Raw genomic sequence first — 17,776 nt, 5'->3', positions numbered from 1 at the left:
AGAGGCACGGTTCCCACCGAACCTCTTTTACACAGCTATGATTATGCTTTAGTAGCAGGTAATTCAATTGGTTCAATAGCATTAGAAAACGCCTGAATGATGGTCGTAACCCCTTTAGGTAATGGCAACTGACCTGCATGTACGCCTACTGTATACTTGGCAGAGTTGCTCTTCTCGTAGTGAGAGTTTCTGGATTTGGTATCTTCACTAGAGTAACTGGCAGATCCCTGAATTGTAGCAGAGAAACATCCATATCCTACTTTAGCTTCGAAACTTACTTCTCCTGATTTTTTCTGAGTAGAAGACTCTGACTCTTCTTCTCCATAACTAGATTTCACTTCCATTTCGAACCCTATATCTACCGTTTCCACTGCTAATGAGTTTAATGGAATAATCGTTAGTATTGGCAAATTGAACTTGGTTACCACAGTATCAACTTGTGCCGGCGTATCTACTGTACCATCTTCCTTTAATACAGCAGGAGTTAATACCCCTCGTTCCAATTCCATACTGATCATAATGGGCTTGTAATTATCCCCATCTTTTTCTTTTGAGAAACACGTATCCAATAAAAATTTGGTTTGTGTTAATGCCATGTTCGCATTTGCTTTTGCAGCTGCATTCAACGGTCCTCCTATTAAGGAATCCATAGGTAACCCGGAAAATTGCTGCGCCATAGAGACTAAGTTCTTCGACATAATTTTTTGTTTTAATTAATTTGTGAAATAATTGAATCCTTTCTGATAGCTATATTCTCTACATTCGATGCTGGATTAAAAAGTACAGACCGGTACGATTCCATCTACAGAATGGTACAACATCGAAAAGTCTGAGCGTATCGCTATAGAAAAAAGGGGGGATAGACTGTTGCTTTACTATATTCGTAACTGTTAGCTATATTGTTACTACGCTATTAATCTCTATAAATAATATCCAGAAAACTTCTGCCAAGTTAGACTAATAGCTTCTTAACAATTTCCAGCATATTTCAGAAAACAAATGATAGTTGCAAAAATCCCCCTTTATCTTAATGTGAAAAATCACTTTCTTCTAACAGAGTGTATGAGTATTGCTTATGAGCAGATTTTTTGCAAATTTCCATGAAGAAATTAAAATCTGATGCCTTTTTAAATACCTGACAACCAGCAGACCATTTTTCTACGACTGTAGAGGCTGTTTTAGCATTACTACGGTGAATATTAATCCCAAAAACTCCTTCATAAATCGTTCCGCCTTGATCTATCTTATTGTCTTTGGTATTATCTCTCCAAATCTTTATAGGTCGTTTTTGTTTCAGGGCTTCGTATTTTCCCTGATGCAACCCTACCTCATAGATATTGATATATTGCCCCGGAACAACGATAGCGGTTCCATTTACATTCATAGGGTGTTGTAACCAATAAGTTCCCGGATCTGTAGTGATTGGAAATTCATGTATTTGTGCTGCTCCATTTTCGTCTTTGTAAATCAGATATAACCAGTCATCAAATGAATTAGCGATTAACTGCTCGCTACGCACGCCGATGATGTTTACTGTGAATGGTTTCCCGTCGTCAAAAAACTGATATCCTTTGATATCCAGTACTTCTTGTATTCGTTCTAAGGCAAATTGCATTTCTATATCGTTTTATGGTTTTACACTTACGAATGTAGTGGCAAGCCCAGGCGGATTATGGCTGAAATGGTATGAACCGAATAGCGATGGATATAAACAACCTATTTGCTGCTATAAAGAAACTACCCCGAGGTATTCTCCGGAAACAAATTTTCAATTTCAAGGCAAGTTTCGGGTACCCTCCTTATTAACAGTCCCCATAAAAATCGACCTAAGTACTTGCTGTTCACGAGCTCTTTTTCGTATTCACAAACTCTTTTTTTGCATCCGAAAGGATCTCCGTATATTTACTTTTATGGGATCTTTTAATGCAATTGTTGTAGATGATGAAGAAAGAGCACGCAATGTGCTGACACAGCTACTAAAACGATATACAACGACTATTAAAATAGTCGCCCAATGTGCTTCGCTTACAGAGGCGATACAGGAAATCAATGATAAGTCACCTGATGTTGTATTCCTAGATGTACAAATGCCTAATTATGCCGGGTATGAGATCGCTTCCTTTTTTGATACCATTGATTTTGAAATTATTTTTGTAACCGCTTATGATCAATACGCGATCAAAGCATTCGAACTAAATGCGATAGACTATCTGGTAAAACCAATTGACAGAAACCGATTAATAACGGCTGTACAAAAATTAGAAGCTAAAATTAGTATTCGAAAAAAACTGGCTGATTATCAATTATTATTAAGCACCATTAAGAAAAAAGAATTTAAACAAATTATTATTCCCGAATTAGGAAACAGACGTGTCATTCCTATTGAAGATATTCTGGCAATAGAAGCAGATGGAGCTTATAGCAAAATTCATTTGGTGCAGGATAAGGTAATCACTACCAGTAAAAACCTAAAGTATTTCGATTCTCTATTCCCTGATGATCATTGTTTTTTTCGATCTCACCGAACCTGGATTGTGCACTTAAAGCATGTAGTATCCTTACATAAAAGTAAACTTATTATTTCATTACTAAACAGTGATTTACAGGTTAAAGTATCAAGAGCTAAGCTTACTGAATTCCAAGAGGTTATACAATGACATCAACACAAGTTACTCCCTCTTTTTATTGTATGCTGATATACTGTTTATTGATAAGCAGTACTATTTTCGGACAGGACCCTTATCATTTTATTATTGGAAAAAAAGAACTCGGTAATGCAGATATATATTCTGTATTGCACACGCGTAACCAACAATTATACGTCGCTACGAACCAGGGGATTTACAGGTATACGAATGGTCAGTTCGACATACTAAAAAGAGCCATGCATCAAAATGGGAATTCCTTTTTTAATTTGCTTGAAGATAAACAGGGGGCAGTATTTTGTAATAACCTAAGCGGACAGGTTTTTAAGATTGTTAATGATTCTCTCGAACTATATTATTCGCTCCCCAAAGAATATGTAGGTCCCTATGGGGTTCATATCGCTTTTGATTCCCAAAACAATCTGGTGATTGTATCTAAAAAAGCGCTTATACTTTCTGAAAAGAAAGAGGTGCTCAACATATCAAATGACGATACAGTGCTTATGAATTCGCTTCCCAATGGAGACTTGTATATTCTCAGTACAAAAAAGAAAGCACTCATCATTAAAGATGGTACAATTCACTATAGGGATTTCTCTCATCTATATTCCCAAATAAAAAACAATCACTTTCGGAATTTTTTTATGCTCAATGGGCGATTGTTTAATCAAACAATGGATAAAGGAATTATTTCCTTATCCGATACTTCGATACACAATATACTGCCTAAAAAAACGACCAAGCTCTGTTTTCAATATCATGACAAAGACGTTTGGTCATTAGGTGCTACCAGTGGTATACAAAGAATCCTTCTCAGAAATGACAGTCTGGTAGTTGCGAATCACTTTTTTAAAAAAACCTTTATTTCTACGATAGCCAAAGGGACAAACCAAACACTTTTCTTAGGAACCTTCAGAGAAGGGCTTATTGTTATTCCAAACCAACATTTTATTACATCCCCTATTACTGCTCGTTATAACAGTATACGAGGATTCGCTGTTAGTCCCCAAAATGCCATTTATACTACAGAGAGAGATCGGGGAATTGTTTTGTATCATCACGATAAAACTACTGTACTTGATACCAGTACCCAAAGAAATTATCATCGTATATTCTACGATCCTGTAATTGATTTTTCGATTAACAAACAACATCCGGGTCTCCTCTATGATGCTCCTTTTACCAAAAATAAAAAATTAGGTGCCTTCAATATTAAAGATATGTTTCGGGTCGATCCACAAACTGCTCTTGTAGTATCCTCCTCCGGCTTGCTTATCTTTGGTAAAAAAAAGATGTTTAACAATATCGATTGGCAAGAGACTGATCGTATATTTTCCAGATACATGCCCATTTCCACCCGATGCAAATCTGTGGTATACGACACTATCCACAAACAGATTGCGTTGGCTACGGTTTCTCAACTCTTTACCATTGAAGACCACCATCAAATCAAAGAATTACTATACAAAAACAAAAGTATCAATGCGAATAAACTTGCTTTTTATGATGGGAAAATCTGGGTAGCAACTCAGGATCATGGGATATTAGTTTTTGAGCATAACAAACTAATCCACTCCTATTCAACAGCAAATGGATTCATCAGTAATACTGTATCTACGCTAAAAATAAAAAACAACGTACTCTATGCCCTGACAGAAGAGGGACTCCTGCGCATTTCGCTATCTGATCACACATTTTCGTATATAGGGATAGGAGAAGGTCTTACGGGTCATATTAATGATATTAACGTCAGTGATGACCGATTGTGGGTATTAAGTAACAATTCGAGTATTTCCTCTATCGAATTGAAAAAACTTCCTGTAGCACCCCCCAATATAGCCGTTTCCTTAGATTCTATTATTGTATCAGGAAAGAAAATCTCCAATACACTTTCTGAAACATTTAGCTATGATAAGAATCACCTGTCGTTTTATCCTTCATATAAGGGGGTTTCATATCATTCTGAAGGAACATTTACTTATAGACTGGAGGGTTTCGAACAAAAGTGGAGTACAACAGCTGCCCTTTCTAAAAAAATCACTTATAAATCACTTCCTCCCGGAAAGTATCGTTTCGAAATAAAGCCACAATATGGGATTACAACAGGTACCCCACTTACCTACTCTTTTCGTATTGCTCCTCCGTATTGGAATACCTGGTGGTTCTATACTGGTATGAGTCTTCTTTTTTGCCTGGTATTTTTTCTTTTTTTTAAGTATCGCATCTCATTATTGAAGAAAAAAAATCAGGAGAAATTAGAAAAACAAATTCTGCAAACAGACTTATTGGACACACAATTAATCGCCTTACGATCTCAGATGAATCCTCATTTTATCTTTAATGCGCTGAATTCGATTCAAGACCTTATTCTCAATGAGGATACGGAAAACTCTTATGATTACATTGTGTTATTCTCTGAATTAGTCCGTAGAACTCTGAATTATTCAAATCAGGATTTTATCGAGCTAGACAAAGAACTGGAGTTTTTGGAAATCTATTTAAAACTGGAGAAATTACGGTTTGGTGAAACCTTTGCGTATCAAATAAAAGCTGATATAGGAGAAAATGCATTCAGTATTCCTTCTTTACTTATTCAGCCTTTTATAGAAAATGCCTTATTACATGGATTATTACATAAAAACGGATTAAAGAAGTTATCCATAATCTTTTCTTTTTCTGATCAATTGCTATGTACCATTACAGATAATGGGATCGGAAGAAAAAAGGCAAAAGAGATTTTAGATCGCCGGGGGAATCATCATGAGTCTTTTGCATTGAATGCTATAAAAAAACGACTTCAGATTCTTAATAAACAACACGATATGGGAGTCGGATATACAATTACTGATCTCTATAAAGGCGAATTGCCTACCGGAACGCAAATAATTATTAGAATGCCTTATAAAAAAAGATATTAGCAGTAAATTACCTCGGGGGAAGCTACGAGGGTTTTATTAGAAACAAATTTTCAATTTCAAGACAAGCATCGAGCTATTGTGCCTTTTGGTGGTGTCTATAAAACTACTGATCAATACCTATGATAATTAAATTCATATCAGAGAAATACTCCACATTGCTGAATATAGGAATCAGTAGTACTTCTTCTGCCCTGGAGAAAAAACGTTCCAAAGTTCTCAATCTATGCACATTCATTTCTTTATTTACTGTACTGTTTTTTTTCTGTTTTGATTACTTTACTCAAAACCTCAGTTCTTTTAGAACATACCTGCTTATTACCGAATTTATTGTTTTTTCCAGCATACTATACCTACACAAAAAAAAGTTCTTTTTTCTTTCCAGGCTGCTGTTCTTACTTATGGTAACAATCATTATTTTTATTCATGCCAATTATAGTTTTAGAGGGTTTTATGCAGAGTATCAATATATAATCATCCCATTACTATCACTTTTCTTTTTTGATAAAAAGTATATTCATTACTTTATTTTAGCACTATCTATTGTGCTTTATTACTTCCCTAATACCTGGTATCAGAATTACCCCGATCCGTATTTTGGTTATTTGAATGTTGCTTTTATATTTATAGGAGTCTTCTTTATTGTCGACTTTTTCAAACGGCTAAATCAAAAAAATGAAGCCTCTTTATTTCGAAGTAATCAATCGTTGGTCATACAAAACAAAACAATTGCTTCTCAAAAATTACTTTTAGAAAAAGCATATAATGATCTGGAAATAAGCAAAAAAAATGAGTTGGCTTTCCTGCAATTGAAATCCCTTCGATCCCAAATGAATCCTCATTTCATATTTAATTCACTTAATTCGATTCAAGATTTGGTATTACAACAAGATACCGAAGCTTCTTATGATTACATTGTATTATTTGCTCAATTAGTGAGAAATACATTACATTATTCGAATGAAAGTTTTATTTCTATAGAAAAGGAGATTGAATTTCTGGAAGTATATCTAGAATTGGAAAAACTTCGTTTTGGGGAGCTCTTATCTTATGATATTACATTCACCCAAGAAAGTCAGGAAGTGGAAATTCCCTCATTACTCATACAACCCTTTGTAGAAAATGCATTAATACATGGATTGTTTCATAAAAAAGGGAATAAAAAGTTGCATGTCCATTTTGAACTGACCACACAACTAAAGTGTTTTATTACGGACAATGGTGTCGGCAGAACAAAAGCAAAAAAAATTCAGAAAAGACAAGGAGCTAAAACATACACTTCTTTTGCGTTGGAAGCTATCAAAAAGCGATTACACTTACTACAAGATCAATATGGAGATACTATAGGCTATACGATTATTGACCTGTATGATGATAAGCAACAGGCTATCGGAACGAAGGTGGAAGTCATTCTTCCGTTTAATCGTATTTTTTAGAAAAACACATAAAAATAGATTTCCAACTACGTTTCATTTCTTGTACAATACCTCCTATACTAAGCTCGAGATACCATTTATCATTTAATCAGTAGCGAATCTGAAAAATAATGTTTACAATCCAAAAAATGGGTTCCTACCTTAAACCCTCCATCTGATGCCAGGGCTTCAATTTCCTGAAGATCATATTTCTTGGATAGTTCTGTGTAAATCAACTCATTATAACCAAACTCAAACGTTTTATCTAGTTTTCTGAGGTATACGAGTTGCTTTCTCAAGCTGACTAAATAGCTTCTAACTTCTCCTGTTACCGGATTATAATGACAATAAAAATCAAAATCATCTACCTTAAAATCCCCATCGAATTCTCTATTAATTCTGAGTAATAAATTAATATTAAAACGTCTGGTGATTCCGTAGGAATCATAATAAGCCTTATGGATTGTAACTGGATTCTTCTTTATATCTACTCCGAGTAGCAATGCGTCCTGCGCTTTCATGTTTTCGTGAAACAACTGTAGTAAATCCACAGCGCCTTCTCGTGAGTAGTTTCCGATATTACTCCCTAAAAACAATAACAAACTGGGGATGGAAGTTTGTACATTTTCTCGTCGTAAGATATCAAAATAATCTCCTACTCTGGGGTGAATTGACAGTCCGGGTAATTTCTTGGTCAATTTATCTGTAAGCAAATGAATTGCTTCTTCTGAAATATCAATAGGCACGTAATAAAAGTCTATTTTATTAGCCATCAGATATTCCAACAGTTTAAACGTTTTAAAACCATCTCCTGCTCCCAGCTCTACGATATTAAAAGGTTCTTTAAAATTCACTGCTTCCATTATTTTTGCCGCTTGTAATGATAGTATCTCGAATTCACTATCAGTAAGGTAGTATTCGGGCATCTTCATTATTTCCTGAAAAATGCGGCTTCCCTGATCGTCGTAAAAATATTTGGAGGAAAGGTATTTCTTCCTAGCTGAAAGCCCTTCTATGACTTCTTTTGCAAACGTATTATCCATCTCTATTTTGCTAACCTTATTCCGGAAAACATCCATCGTAATTGGGGGTTGAAAAAGTTTCTATATGTTATTCTGCTATGATTATCGGAGGTGGCTACAGAGGCTCCTCTAAGTACATGTTGGTTCACCATGAATTTACCATTATATTCGCCTAATGCACCAGCTGCTTTTTTGAAATTTGGATAGGGTAAATAAGCACTCGCTGTCCACTCCCATACTTGACCATATTGCAATTTTGATGCAGCGACCTCCCATTCAAACTCAGTAGGTAATCGCATTTGCTTCCATTCTGCAAAAGCAAATGCTTCGTAATAACTCACATGCATTACCGGAAGGTTCTTATTAATTTTTTCTAATCCCTTTCCATTATAATAATGCCATGTTCCTTTGGTTTTATACCAATACAGGGGTGCTGTAATTTTATTTTTTCTGATAAAGTCCCAGCCATCGGCATGCCATAGATTAAAATCCTCATATCCCCCATCTTCTATAAACTCCAAATACTCTCCATTCGTCACTACTGTTTCCGAAATTAAAAAAGGTTGTATGTAGGTTTTATGAACTCCTAATTCATTGTCAAAACAAAATGTGGATTCTCGATGCCCAATCGTATAGACTCCTTCTTCTATAGCAATTAGTTTTTTTTGTCTCTCTACCTCTGTTAATATTTCAGCTGTCTCATATGAAGGGAAAGTTGGCTGATTTCCCAATATATACTTTATATCATAATGTAGTAATTCCTGATGTTGTTGCTCATGATGAATCCCTATTTCTACAAGGTTGATTATTGTATCATCGGGTGCTTCCTCTAATAACATTTCTACTGCTGTCGTAACATATCCTCTGTATGAATACACCTCTTCGACAGTGGGTCGGGTCATCAATCCCCTATTTGGACGCAACACCCGCTCTCCTGCATTATTGTAGTAACTGTTAAACAGGTACGAATAGTCTTCGTTATACAGTGAATATTCCTTTTTATAGGGTACCAATATAAATTGTTCAAAAAACCAGGTAGTATGTGCCAAATGCCATTTCGGAGGTGAAACATCTACAACAGGTTGTACAGAATAGTCTTCGATAGCTAATGGACGGCATATTGCTTCTGTTTTTTTTCTCACTTCAGAAAAAAAACGTTTTATTTCTTTTGATCTCACTATTTATTTCTGAATATCAGTTTCTATAATTACCTCTTTTTGCAGGGTTTTATGTACCGGGCATTTAGAAGCAATCTCTTTCAATTTTTGCTGCTGTTGCTCATCTAAGTTACCAATAAATTTTAATTTTTTAGCTATATGATCAAGATATCCTGCCTGGTCTACATCGATCCCTAATTCATCACTATGCTTTTTGGAATGCGTTATATATACAAATACTTCCTGTAGATCCCATTTCTTTCGCTCTGCATATAATTTTAACGTCATAACAGTACAGGCGGCAAGTCCGGCAGCGAGATATTCATAAGGAGAGGCTCCAAAATCATCTCCTCCAACAGTGGCGGGTTCATCCGCGATAAAGCTATGATTTTTAGTCTGGATCTGAGTGGTAAAATTATTTTCTTTGAGATTCAAGTACCCAACTAATTGCTCTCCTTTGGCGTCTAAGATTGTATTATCCTGCTTAGGAAAATATCGTTGTACCCACGCTCCTATTACATCTCCTACATATATACTATCTTCCTGATTAGTTAGTAAATGGTCGGCTTTATCCAAAGAGACAAAACTTTTAGGGTGAAAGGCATTAACGAACAATTCATGTGCATTTTCTGCACTAACGATCAGATCATTTGGAGAATGCAAAATCAACAGTGGTTTTCGTAAAGTACTGACTGTGTTTAGCAAATCTGTATTTTCAAAATTTGTTACAAATTCCTCATTAATCACAAATGGTCTTCCTCCAATATTGACTTCTATCGCTCCTTTTTCTTTGATATCCTCTAATTGATGCGAAAAATGCTTTTTAGTATGTGCTACAGAAGCCGGAGCTCCGATAGTCGCAACTGCTTTTACAGCATCTAATCGGGAAGCAGCTTCTATTACTGCTGCTCCTCCCAGTGAGTGCCCAATTAATAAAGAAGGGGCTTCATACTGCATACTCATATATTGATGAACAGCAATAAGGTCACTAACATTAGCTGAAAAATGACTTTCGGAAAAGGTTCCTTCACTTCTTCCTAATCCTGTAAAATCAAAGCGCACTACTCCAAATCCATGCGTGGTTAAGGCTCTGCTTATATGTTTTACCGCGCTTAAATTGCTACTACAGGTAAAACAATGTGCAAAAATGGCATACTGATTCGGTTTTTGATTTGCCGGCAGTTCTAAATAAGCATGTAACTCATACCCCTGGGCATTGGATATTTTTAATTTGGTGTTTTTCATAGTAATGAACTTGTTTTTTTACATTGTGTGATTACTCGATCATCGAGCTTTAAATACGCTGAGGTTTGTTCTGTATTTTTACCTATAACTGTTTATTTTTTTAACTTTCCACAACCGCTACTCCCCGCCAAAAGGCAATGTGATTTTTTATGGTTCTGGCTAGTTCTGATGGTTCGCGATAATACCAGGCTGCATCTTTATTAATCTTACCATCTACTTCTATGGTATAATACGATGCTTGCCCCTTCCAGGGACAAACTGTATGTAAAGTACTTTCTTTAAAAAATTCTTTTTTTATACTTTCTTCAGGGAAGTAATGATTTCCTTCTATAACGATGGTTGTATCGCTTTCTGCTATTACTTGATTATTCCAAATTGCTTTCATACTATTCTTTTTAATTCCATTTCATATTTTTTCGTTCCTTCCAATAAAATTGAGGAGAAACTTTAGCTTCTAATAGGGTGTGAATTTCTTCATCGGTCAGATTAAATGTCTCTGCCATTAAGTTTTGAGATACATGTTTTTTCATACTTGCGCCACTTAATACTTTATATGGAGTGAGCATTTGCATACAAAACTGAATCGCTACGGCATCAATCCCTACTTTATAGTTTAATGCGATGCTTTCTAATTTTTTATATAAATCTTGATACGCAGTATATTTATTATTAGGAAACAAGCGCCCATTTGCCAGTGCTTCTTTGATTACTAATTGTTTATTTTCTCTTTCCAGTGTTTTTGCAATTGTACCAATGCTTTGATCTAAAATGTTATATGTGGATTGAAAAACATCAAATAAAGGAATTCCGTTTACTTCTATCGCTAGTGCTTGTGTAATAACAGCTACCTGATTTTCTCCAGTAGTCGTCAATCCAATTCGAATATCGTGTTCTTTTTTCAGCATAGCCAGGCGATTTAATATCTCCTTATTTTCTAATACCTGTGATTCAAAAGTTGCCGAATGAATCTGATACACCGATAAAAAAGGGAACAATTCTTTTGATTTATTCCACTGCTCATTTAATTTATTGAGGCTATGCTCTTTTACTTCGTGAATTAAAGCATTAGGATCAAAATTCGCGGTATAAGTATATCCCCATTTGGTCGCTACCTCAATCCCTGGATCATTCTTCTCTTGCAACCAATCGATTAATAATTGTTCTGCCATACCGTATCCTGGAGCCGTATCAAAATAACGTATGCCTTCTTTATAAGCAGCATCTAAAACAGAAAAGGCGTGTTTTTTAAAATGACCAAGCGTAAGGTGCTCTTTTTCTTCTTGTCGTATATTTATGTACTCTGGTCTTCCTAACGCTGCTGTACCTAGTCCGATTTCCATACTACTGTGCTTTTCTATATGGGACAGCTCCTTGCGCTAATTTTAGTCGTGTCCACAGATTCATATTAATCACAATTGCAGCAATCTCTGCTATTTCTACTTCACTAAAATACCCTGTTAATGCATCGTGATATTTTTGAAAGTCAACGGCTGTTCCTTTAGTTAATACATCACAGTACCTTAGTGCTGTTTTTTCTTTTTCTGTAAATAACTCACTATTCCACCAGGATGAGATTTGGTCTGTTTTCTCTTCTGAAATACCAATAGACCGGGCTGTTTTGGCGTGTAAAATACTACAATATGCACATTCATTTTTTTGTGCTACCCGTAGTCTAAGCAATTGTGCCAGTTTTTTTTCTACGGTTATGTTAGCGGTATATCCCACTGCTTTTGCCATTTCTTTTGCTAATGCATGAAATGGAGTGATATCCGGATCAAAACGAATATTCTTAAATGAAATTTCACTCATACTATTTGTATATTTTTTAGAAATAAAAGGACTTTTTCCAAAGGCATTTCACAGGGTTTTATCAGGTCTCTTTTCGTTGTTTGATAATAATTAAGACTTATAAAATCATTCCCCTTTAATTCTCTCGCATATATTTTACTACTTCTTCCATCGTTAAAATCTGTACGAATAATACTGTATTTACGATTCTTATACATCCCGACAGAGTATCCTATCGGGATGTCTTGAATTTTATCTAATATACTATTATTCATAGGGATTCGCATTATTAAAACTTTACTATTCTCAGGAATTACTTATTCATCACAACTCGTTGTATCTTTTTTATAAAAGGACATACTGCTATGGCACAGAGACCTTCCTCTTCTATTTTCTTAAGTGTTTTTTCTACTAAAACACTACCTATACCACGACCTCTAAGGTTATACGGAACTTCTGAATGTGTTAAATACAGCTTATTCTCTTTAGTGTAATACGTTATCCTGGCTATTTCTTCATTAATAGGCAATAAAAACTCCTCATTTTCCTGATCGTGCTGTATCGGAATCAACTGTGGTATTAATTTATAAATCCATTTAATTAATTCGTCTTTATATGGGTTTCGTAATTTTTTACTTCCAATTGTAATTGTCGGATAATTAAGTTTTTTATTTTCATATAGTAGCCTGAGTTCCTTAGCGGCATGTTCATCTTCCTCTACATCCAGGAACAGATAAGGTAGTTTTAATTCTTCTAATATTAATTTATAATAATGTGTTTTATGGCAGTGAGCCGCCCCAAATAATTTTATTAGAGGTATGGCTTTCATTGTATGGTTTTTAGAAAACTAATGGCTGCATCTACATTTAAATGAAAGTCATTAAACACTACTTTGTTTTGTTGATCTATAAAAATAAACCAGGGAGTTCCTCCTGTCTTATATGTCCGCATCATATCAGACGTGGAATGCCCATCTGCCCCTGCATCATGCCCAAATGGGATGGATAATTTATACTGCTCTTTTACCTCCAGCATTTTTTCATAAGTATTCTCTTCAAACCCTTCAAAAACAGTTTGAATGGCAATAAAAGCTATGTTATCATTCTCTTTTAAAGCATTTGTCATTTTCTGTAATGCTGGCAATCCACTACTATGACACCCCGGACACCAGCTTTGGAAACAATACAGGACTATAAACCGGTTTTTAAATGCATTGGCATCCGGTTTATCTATAGGTTTTCCATTGGCATCAACCCAGCGGGTAGCATGTAATCCCGGTGCTGTCTTTCCTGCAATACCATATGTATTATTCATAGTACACATCTATTTTTTATTAGGGGAAGATGAAGGTTTATTAACACTCATTATCATCTTCGATAAACGAGTATAAATACTTCGAGGGACCCCTGGATATTACAAATTCATTTTCTACTTAATATCTCTGGTAGTTTTAGATCGAGATAGTTACTACACAAAAATACCTGCTTAGCTCTCTTAATACAATGGACATATTTCACTACTTATGGTATATTTTTCCATCCACCGTTCGCTTATGCGATAAAACATCAAGTTCTTTGCGCAGTGATAAACTTCTTGTATTCTTTCTTATATTTTAAAGGAGAGACTCCTGTATGTTTTTTAAAGAACTTAGAAAAATGGGATACATCTATAAATCCCAGTTCTTCTGCAATAACAGAAAGTGTTTTATCTGAATACATAAGTAATCGCTGTGCTTCGAGGCAGATTCGCTCACTAATCACTTTTAGAGGAGACTTATCATTATACTTGAGAAACAAATTAGAGAGTGATTTGGGAGATTTATTCATTAAAGAAGCATATTCCGATACTTTATGTTTTTCTCTAAAGTGCTTTTCTACCAAGATATTAAAAGCTCGAATAGTATCCAGTTTTTCTTGTTTTAATGCCGGAGCCATCATTGTTTTTCGAGCTAACCTGGTCGCCTTAATTAGCAATCGTTTTAATAATACCAAAAGCATTTCTCCCTGAATATGATCTTTTGTCTCGAATTCTTCTTCCAGAATTACCTGCAATGCCTGAAAGCTTTTTTCTTCTTTTTTATCCAGTGATACGATCAAGGGCAAAGAAGAACCAAAAAATAAAAAACCATTGCATGAGACTTCCTGATCATGATCACGAATACAATAAAACTCTCTGTTAAATACATAAACAATAACGCCTTTGGTATATGGTTCTATTGTAATCTTATTAAGAGGCGTACAAAACATGATTTGATTTTTTTTAATGGTCATCATATAACCATCAATCATCATATTTACTTCTCCTTCTCTAGCCCATATGATTTTATAATAAGCTTCTTTATCCAGACGCTCTTCTAAGGTTCCGCAATTAAAATCAGTGATTGTGAATCTTCCTTTATCAAAAAAATTTGTGTATGTATAATTCATTTTTATACGTCTTTCCCTGTTGGTTTGGAGTCGCTAAAGGCATCGGGGGGCTTCCGCAATAGCTTTCTAAAAATAGTTCTTTTTTTACAACTCTCTTTTATAAAAAACAACTCATAAAAAAAGGCTGCTAAGTTGCAGCCTTCTTTTGAACTTCTACTAGTTCAAACATTAAGTTATTTTATGAAAAATGGATAAACCCCTCTATCCATGGGCTAAGATAGCTCTTTCTTTACCTAACTCGGATGCGGTTAAACCTTGATTCTTTTACTGTTACGTTCAATAAAAAGGCTTGTTTTTTTTATAACAAACTAAAAATCTATAACATAAGTATTCCAAATGCTTGTTTTTAAGGATTAAAAAAACATCAATTTTTTAAGAAAAAAAAAGCTATTTATCTTTTAATCAAACAAAAAAATCTTACTTCCCTGAAAAAATGCTATAAATAACAACAGAATTCCTATTACTTTATTCAAGTGTTGGGAGAAAGAAATTCTTTCTCCAAAGTACAAGGCCATTTTACTATACATATAAAGTGTTCCTGTTTTTCCTATATATACTCCAAGACCAAAAAATAACAACAGTAAACTTGCAGTCATCTTATTCAATTCGATAGAAAATGTCTTCATAGAGCTAATAGTAAGTATCCAGAAAAATAAAACGGGAGGGTTAAATACCCCCAAAAGAAAACCTATTAAATACTTGTTTTTAGTAAAAGAGAGATTCCTTCTTTTGGTATGCTGTTTCGTTTTTTTTGCCATAAACAAAAGACCTACAACTAAGAAAACAAATACCAACAGGTAATGTATCCATCTATTCTGATGAATAAACCGATCAATCGTTATATTACAATAAATGGCATAGAAGGCTAATAATAGTTCGGCAACACCTGCTGCTATAATAATTTTGAACGCTTCTTTTTTTCCTTTTTCAATAGTTGTATGTATAACTGACAGGTTTACAGTTCCCAATGGGATAGCACCAAGGATTGTGACTACTATTCCTATTCCCAAATAAATTACAATTTCCATTAATATCTTAGTAGGGCGATGTTGGATAACATTACACCCCTATCCAAAAAAATAAGCTACGAACGGATGATTCACTGCTTATCAGTTGTTTATCTAAGTCTATTTTACCGGAAGTTCTATATCGATCACGGTACCTCTGCCCGGCGTAGAATCAATAAAAATGGTACCGGATAAATCAGACAGACGGTTTTGTATATTTTTAAACCCAATTCCTTTTTTCATGCCTTCTGTATCAAAACCAACCCCATCATCTTCAAAAAGCAATTTTACTGAATCTTCGTATTGATTAAGATAGATATAAATATTGGATGCCTTGGCGTGTTTTAGACAATTGGTCAAAAGCTCCTGAATAATCTTGAACAATTCCTCTTTTAACGTTCCGTCTATCTTATTAATCAATTCTTCGGGATACGGATTAAACTCTATATTTATAGCCACTCCTGCGGTTACATTCTTTATGTATTCTTCTATTAAAACGATTAATGAGTTACGCAAGAATTTTTTAGGGATTAAATTATGCGAAAAATCCCGTACCTGATGATATGTTTCGTCTATTTGCTTGACAATTCCCTCATAACGACTTCCTTTTTCTGTGACATTGGACAATTGCAGTTTTATACTTGCTAAATTTCCTCCAATGCCATCATGAAGTTCTCTGGCTAATCGTTGTCTTTCTTTATCCTGACCTTCTATGGATGCTTTGATTAATTTTAGTTCCTGATCTTTGATCAATCCATTTAGTTTCTGTTTGCTGACCTCTTCCTGTGATTTATTGAGTTCAATTTGCGTTTGTAATTTTTGATAATATGCTATCAATGAAATAATAATTGGAATCAGAATGATAAAGAAACCGATGAGAAATGCATTTTTAATGGTTCGCTGTCGTTGAATTTCTGTTTCTTTTAGTAGCTGCTCTTCTTTTAACTCGAAAATTTCCTTTTCTTTTTGAAGGGTTTCGTACTTAACTTCTAATTCCTTAATAAGCTCTTTATTCTGCTTCTTTAAGATTATTTTTGAGTTTTTGACATACTGCGTCATTAAATTGTGTGCATTCTTAAAATCTCCCTGCAACACATATATCGACCGCAATCTATTTATTAGTTTTTGCTGTAACTCCAGACGATTCCATTGGACTGCATTGACATATGCTGTGTTCAAAATCAAAGCTGCTGCTTCGTATTCTTTGTGATAATAATAATAATTCCCAATCTCTAAAACAGCTTCTATATAGATATCAAAAAAACCTTTTTGATGAGAAACCTCTTTTATTTCATTCAGATACAACAACAGTTTTTCCAGGTGACCGTTTAGTACATCTATTTTAGCCAGGTTAAATTTTAATTCGAGCTCTAATTTATCAAATGATGGATTATTTTCTATTTTGTCCAAAACACTGTAGTACAGAAATTTGGCTTCATCAAACTTATTGGTAAGAAAGGCTACATCTGCTTTGTATTTTTCTGAATGGATTTTTACTTTTTTATCTTTTGCATTTTTCAGGCATTCTTCAAACAGAAACAGGGCTTTTTCATATTGTTCCTTATGCATATAAATACGTCCTAATCCCATTTTATGAGTATAGTGCATTGTATTCATGGTAGCGACCGGAGACAAGCTGATTCCTTCTAAATGAAATTTCATCCCCTCTTCATGCATTCCTTTTTCTAAATTCCCTATTCCTATAAAATTATATGCTTTTGCTAAAAATACATTACGCTTTACTGTATCTATCTCCCATTCTTTGATTTCCTGTTTTGCCAGATTGCCATAATAAACAGTAGAATCAGGTTGTCCAAATCGAATATGTCCCTCGGCAATTTGAAACAATACTTCTAAGGTTTCTTCTTTATTATTGCTCTTTTTCAACTTCTTATACAGCTTAGCATCTATTTGGTTAGGAAGTTTTCCGAAAGCTTTAAACCCTATTGTCTGCCCTCTTAATTGCATAAAAGACAATACGTATATGGAGACTAGTAAAATTCTAAAAGACAATGCAATTCTCATCTATAAACAAAACTGTAATTGGATTCATCAAAAGAGGGGTGTAAAAATACTTTAATTTTAAACAATCACAAGAAATCCAAGGCTTTATAATGTTAAACAAAGCCCAATATTTTTCTTATTTTATTATGACA

Annotated in this window: 17 protein-coding genes; 3 read left to right on the top strand and 14 right to left on the bottom strand. The window is 34.5% G+C overall.

Annotation, left to right across the window (positions count from 1 at the left end; all coding sequences use genetic code 11):
• Positions 1–41 precede the first annotated feature (41 nt).
• Together ACFSTE_RS17130 and ACFSTE_RS17125 are read right to left on the bottom strand one after the other, a co-directional pair.
• Positions 42–698 carry a DUF2589 domain-containing protein gene (locus ACFSTE_RS17130; protein ID WP_176030443.1) on the bottom strand — a complete coding sequence of 219 codons (657 nt, stop codon included), beginning with the start codon at positions 696–698 and terminating at the stop codon, positions 42–44.
• Between the two features lie 329 nt (positions 699–1,027).
• Positions 1,028–1,615, bottom strand: a complete 588-nt coding sequence (locus ACFSTE_RS17125) for a hypothetical protein (protein WP_176030444.1) — start codon at positions 1,613–1,615, stop codon at positions 1,028–1,030.
• Positions 1,616–1,910: 295 nt separating this feature from the next.
• On the opposite strand from ACFSTE_RS17125, the gene ACFSTE_RS17120 reads away from it, so the two are divergent.
• From ACFSTE_RS17120 to ACFSTE_RS17110, 3 genes are all read left to right on the top strand, one after another.
• Entirely contained in the window at positions 1,911–2,657 is a 747-nt protein-coding gene (locus ACFSTE_RS17120; RefSeq protein WP_176030445.1) for a LytR/AlgR family response regulator transcription factor, read from the top strand.
• Entirely contained in the window at positions 2,654–5,563 is a 2,910-nt protein-coding gene (locus ACFSTE_RS17115; protein ID WP_378298302.1) for a sensor histidine kinase, read from the top strand. Before ACFSTE_RS17120 ends, ACFSTE_RS17115 begins: the two co-directional genes overlap by 4 nt.
• A 119-nt stretch (positions 5,564–5,682) precedes the next feature.
• Positions 5,683–6,996 carry a sensor histidine kinase gene (locus ACFSTE_RS17110; RefSeq protein WP_378254597.1) on the top strand — a complete coding sequence of 438 codons (1,314 nt, stop codon included), beginning with the start codon at positions 5,683–5,685 and terminating at the stop codon, positions 6,994–6,996.
• Positions 6,997–7,076: 80 nt separating this feature from the next.
• Here the strand turns inward: ACFSTE_RS17110 and ACFSTE_RS17105 are convergent, their stop codons facing one another.
• The 12 genes from ACFSTE_RS17105 to ACFSTE_RS17050 all read right to left on the bottom strand — a co-directional run bounded on the left by ACFSTE_RS17105 (position 7,077) and on the right by ACFSTE_RS17050 (position 17,645).
• The gene (locus ACFSTE_RS17105; protein ID WP_378254596.1) at positions 7,077–8,018 is read right to left on the bottom strand and encodes an L-histidine N(alpha)-methyltransferase; all 942 of its coding nucleotides are present in this window, start codon (positions 8,016–8,018) and stop codon (positions 7,077–7,079) included.
• Positions 8,019–8,020: 2 nt separating this feature from the next.
• Positions 8,021–9,175 (bottom strand): ergothioneine biosynthesis protein EgtB, encoded by a 1,155-nt coding sequence (gene egtB / locus ACFSTE_RS17100; protein ID WP_378254594.1) that lies wholly within the window; start codon positions 9,173–9,175, stop codon positions 8,021–8,023.
• Between the two features lie 3 nt (positions 9,176–9,178).
• Positions 9,179–10,399: a bifunctional alpha/beta hydrolase/OsmC family protein gene (locus ACFSTE_RS17095; protein WP_176030449.1), complete on the bottom strand. Its 1,221-nt coding sequence runs from the start codon at positions 10,397–10,399 to the stop codon at positions 9,179–9,181.
• Positions 10,400–10,499: 100 nt separating this feature from the next.
• Positions 10,500–10,784: a DUF427 domain-containing protein gene (locus ACFSTE_RS17090; protein ID WP_176030450.1), complete on the bottom strand. Its 285-nt coding sequence runs from the start codon at positions 10,782–10,784 to the stop codon at positions 10,500–10,502.
• A gap of 10 nt (positions 10,785–10,794) precedes the next feature.
• Positions 10,795–11,739, bottom strand: a complete 945-nt coding sequence (locus ACFSTE_RS17085; RefSeq protein WP_378254591.1) for an aldo/keto reductase — start codon at positions 11,737–11,739, stop codon at positions 10,795–10,797.
• Between the two features lies 1 nt (position 11,740).
• Complete coding sequence (locus ACFSTE_RS17080) at positions 11,741–12,208, bottom strand: carboxymuconolactone decarboxylase family protein (RefSeq protein ID WP_176030452.1); 468 nt, start codon at positions 12,206–12,208, stop codon at positions 11,741–11,743.
• A complete protein-coding gene (locus tag ACFSTE_RS17075; protein ID WP_378254589.1) occupies positions 12,205–12,462 on the bottom strand; it encodes a peptide methionine sulfoxide reductase in 258 nt (85 codons plus the stop codon). The genes ACFSTE_RS17080 and ACFSTE_RS17075 overlap by 4 nt, the downstream gene beginning before the upstream one ends.
• 38 nt (positions 12,463–12,500) lie before the next feature.
• Positions 12,501–13,016: an N-acetyltransferase gene (locus ACFSTE_RS17070; RefSeq protein WP_254884042.1), complete on the bottom strand. Its 516-nt coding sequence runs from the start codon at positions 13,014–13,016 to the stop codon at positions 12,501–12,503.
• A complete protein-coding gene (locus tag ACFSTE_RS17065; protein ID WP_378254587.1) occupies positions 13,013–13,501 on the bottom strand; it encodes a peroxiredoxin family protein in 489 nt (162 codons plus the stop codon). The genes ACFSTE_RS17070 and ACFSTE_RS17065 overlap by 4 nt, the downstream gene beginning before the upstream one ends.
• 251 nt (positions 13,502–13,752) lie before the next feature.
• Positions 13,753–14,613 carry a helix-turn-helix domain-containing protein gene (locus tag ACFSTE_RS17060; RefSeq protein ID WP_176030455.1) on the bottom strand — a complete coding sequence of 287 codons (861 nt, stop codon included), beginning with the start codon at positions 14,611–14,613 and terminating at the stop codon, positions 13,753–13,755.
• A 398-nt stretch (positions 14,614–15,011) separates the two neighbouring features.
• On the bottom strand, positions 15,012–15,641 hold the full coding sequence (locus tag ACFSTE_RS17055; protein ID WP_378254585.1) for a hypothetical protein: 630 nt from the start codon (positions 15,639–15,641) through the stop codon (positions 15,012–15,014).
• A 99-nt stretch (positions 15,642–15,740) separates the two neighbouring features.
• Positions 15,741–17,645, bottom strand: a complete 1,905-nt coding sequence (locus ACFSTE_RS17050; protein ID WP_176030457.1) for a tetratricopeptide repeat-containing sensor histidine kinase — start codon at positions 17,643–17,645, stop codon at positions 15,741–15,743.
• Between the last annotated feature and the right edge of the window lie 131 nt (positions 17,646–17,776).

Origin of the sequence: Aquimarina hainanensis (genome assembly GCF_042684685.1) — a bacterium.
GTDB classification, from domain to species: domain Bacteria; phylum Bacteroidota; class Bacteroidia; order Flavobacteriales; family Flavobacteriaceae; genus Aquimarina; species Aquimarina hainanensis.
Note: the sequence above shows the minus strand (reverse complement) of the source record. Positions and strands in the feature narration are given on the sequence as shown.

Excerpts from the sequence above, each read along its gene's own strand:
- ACFSTE_RS17130 (WP_176030443.1), bottom strand. The coding sequence starts at position 698 with ATGTCGAAGAACTTAGTCTCTATGGCGCAGCAATTTTCCGGGTTACCT.
- ACFSTE_RS17125 (WP_176030444.1), bottom strand. The coding sequence starts at position 1,615 with ATGCAATTTGCCTTAGAACGAATACAAGAAGTACTGGATATCAAAGGA.
- ACFSTE_RS17120 (WP_176030445.1), top strand. The coding sequence starts at position 1,911 with ATGGGATCTTTTAATGCAATTGTTGTAGATGATGAAGAAAGAGCACGC.
- ACFSTE_RS17115 (WP_378298302.1), top strand. The coding sequence starts at position 2,654 with ATGACATCAACACAAGTTACTCCCTCTTTTTATTGTATGCTGATATAC.
- ACFSTE_RS17110 (WP_378254597.1), top strand. The coding sequence starts at position 5,683 with ATGATAATTAAATTCATATCAGAGAAATACTCCACATTGCTGAATATA.
- ACFSTE_RS17105 (WP_378254596.1), bottom strand. The coding sequence starts at position 8,018 with ATGGATAATACGTTTGCAAAAGAAGTCATAGAAGGGCTTTCAGCTAGG.
- ACFSTE_RS17095 (WP_176030449.1), bottom strand. The coding sequence starts at position 10,399 with ATGAAAAACACCAAATTAAAAATATCCAATGCCCAGGGGTATGAGTTA.
- ACFSTE_RS17090 (WP_176030450.1), bottom strand. The coding sequence starts at position 10,784 with ATGAAAGCAATTTGGAATAATCAAGTAATAGCAGAAAGCGATACAACC.
- ACFSTE_RS17085 (WP_378254591.1), bottom strand. The coding sequence starts at position 11,739 with ATGGAAATCGGACTAGGTACAGCAGCGTTAGGAAGACCAGAGTACATA.
- ACFSTE_RS17080 (WP_176030452.1), bottom strand. The coding sequence starts at position 12,208 with ATGAGTGAAATTTCATTTAAGAATATTCGTTTTGATCCGGATATCACT.
- ACFSTE_RS17075 (WP_378254589.1), bottom strand. The coding sequence starts at position 12,462 with ATGAATAATAGTATATTAGATAAAATTCAAGACATCCCGATAGGATAC.
- ACFSTE_RS17070 (WP_254884042.1), bottom strand. The coding sequence starts at position 13,016 with ATGAAAGCCATACCTCTAATAAAATTATTTGGGGCGGCTCACTGCCAT.
- ACFSTE_RS17065 (WP_378254587.1), bottom strand. The coding sequence starts at position 13,501 with ATGAATAATACATATGGTATTGCAGGAAAGACAGCACCGGGATTACAT.
- ACFSTE_RS17060 (WP_176030455.1), bottom strand. The coding sequence starts at position 14,613 with ATGAATTATACATACACAAATTTTTTTGATAAAGGAAGATTCACAATC.
- ACFSTE_RS17055 (WP_378254585.1), bottom strand. The coding sequence starts at position 15,641 with ATGGAAATTGTAATTTATTTGGGAATAGGAATAGTAGTCACAATCCTT.
- ACFSTE_RS17050 (WP_176030457.1), bottom strand. The coding sequence starts at position 17,645 with ATGAGAATTGCATTGTCTTTTAGAATTTTACTAGTCTCCATATACGTA.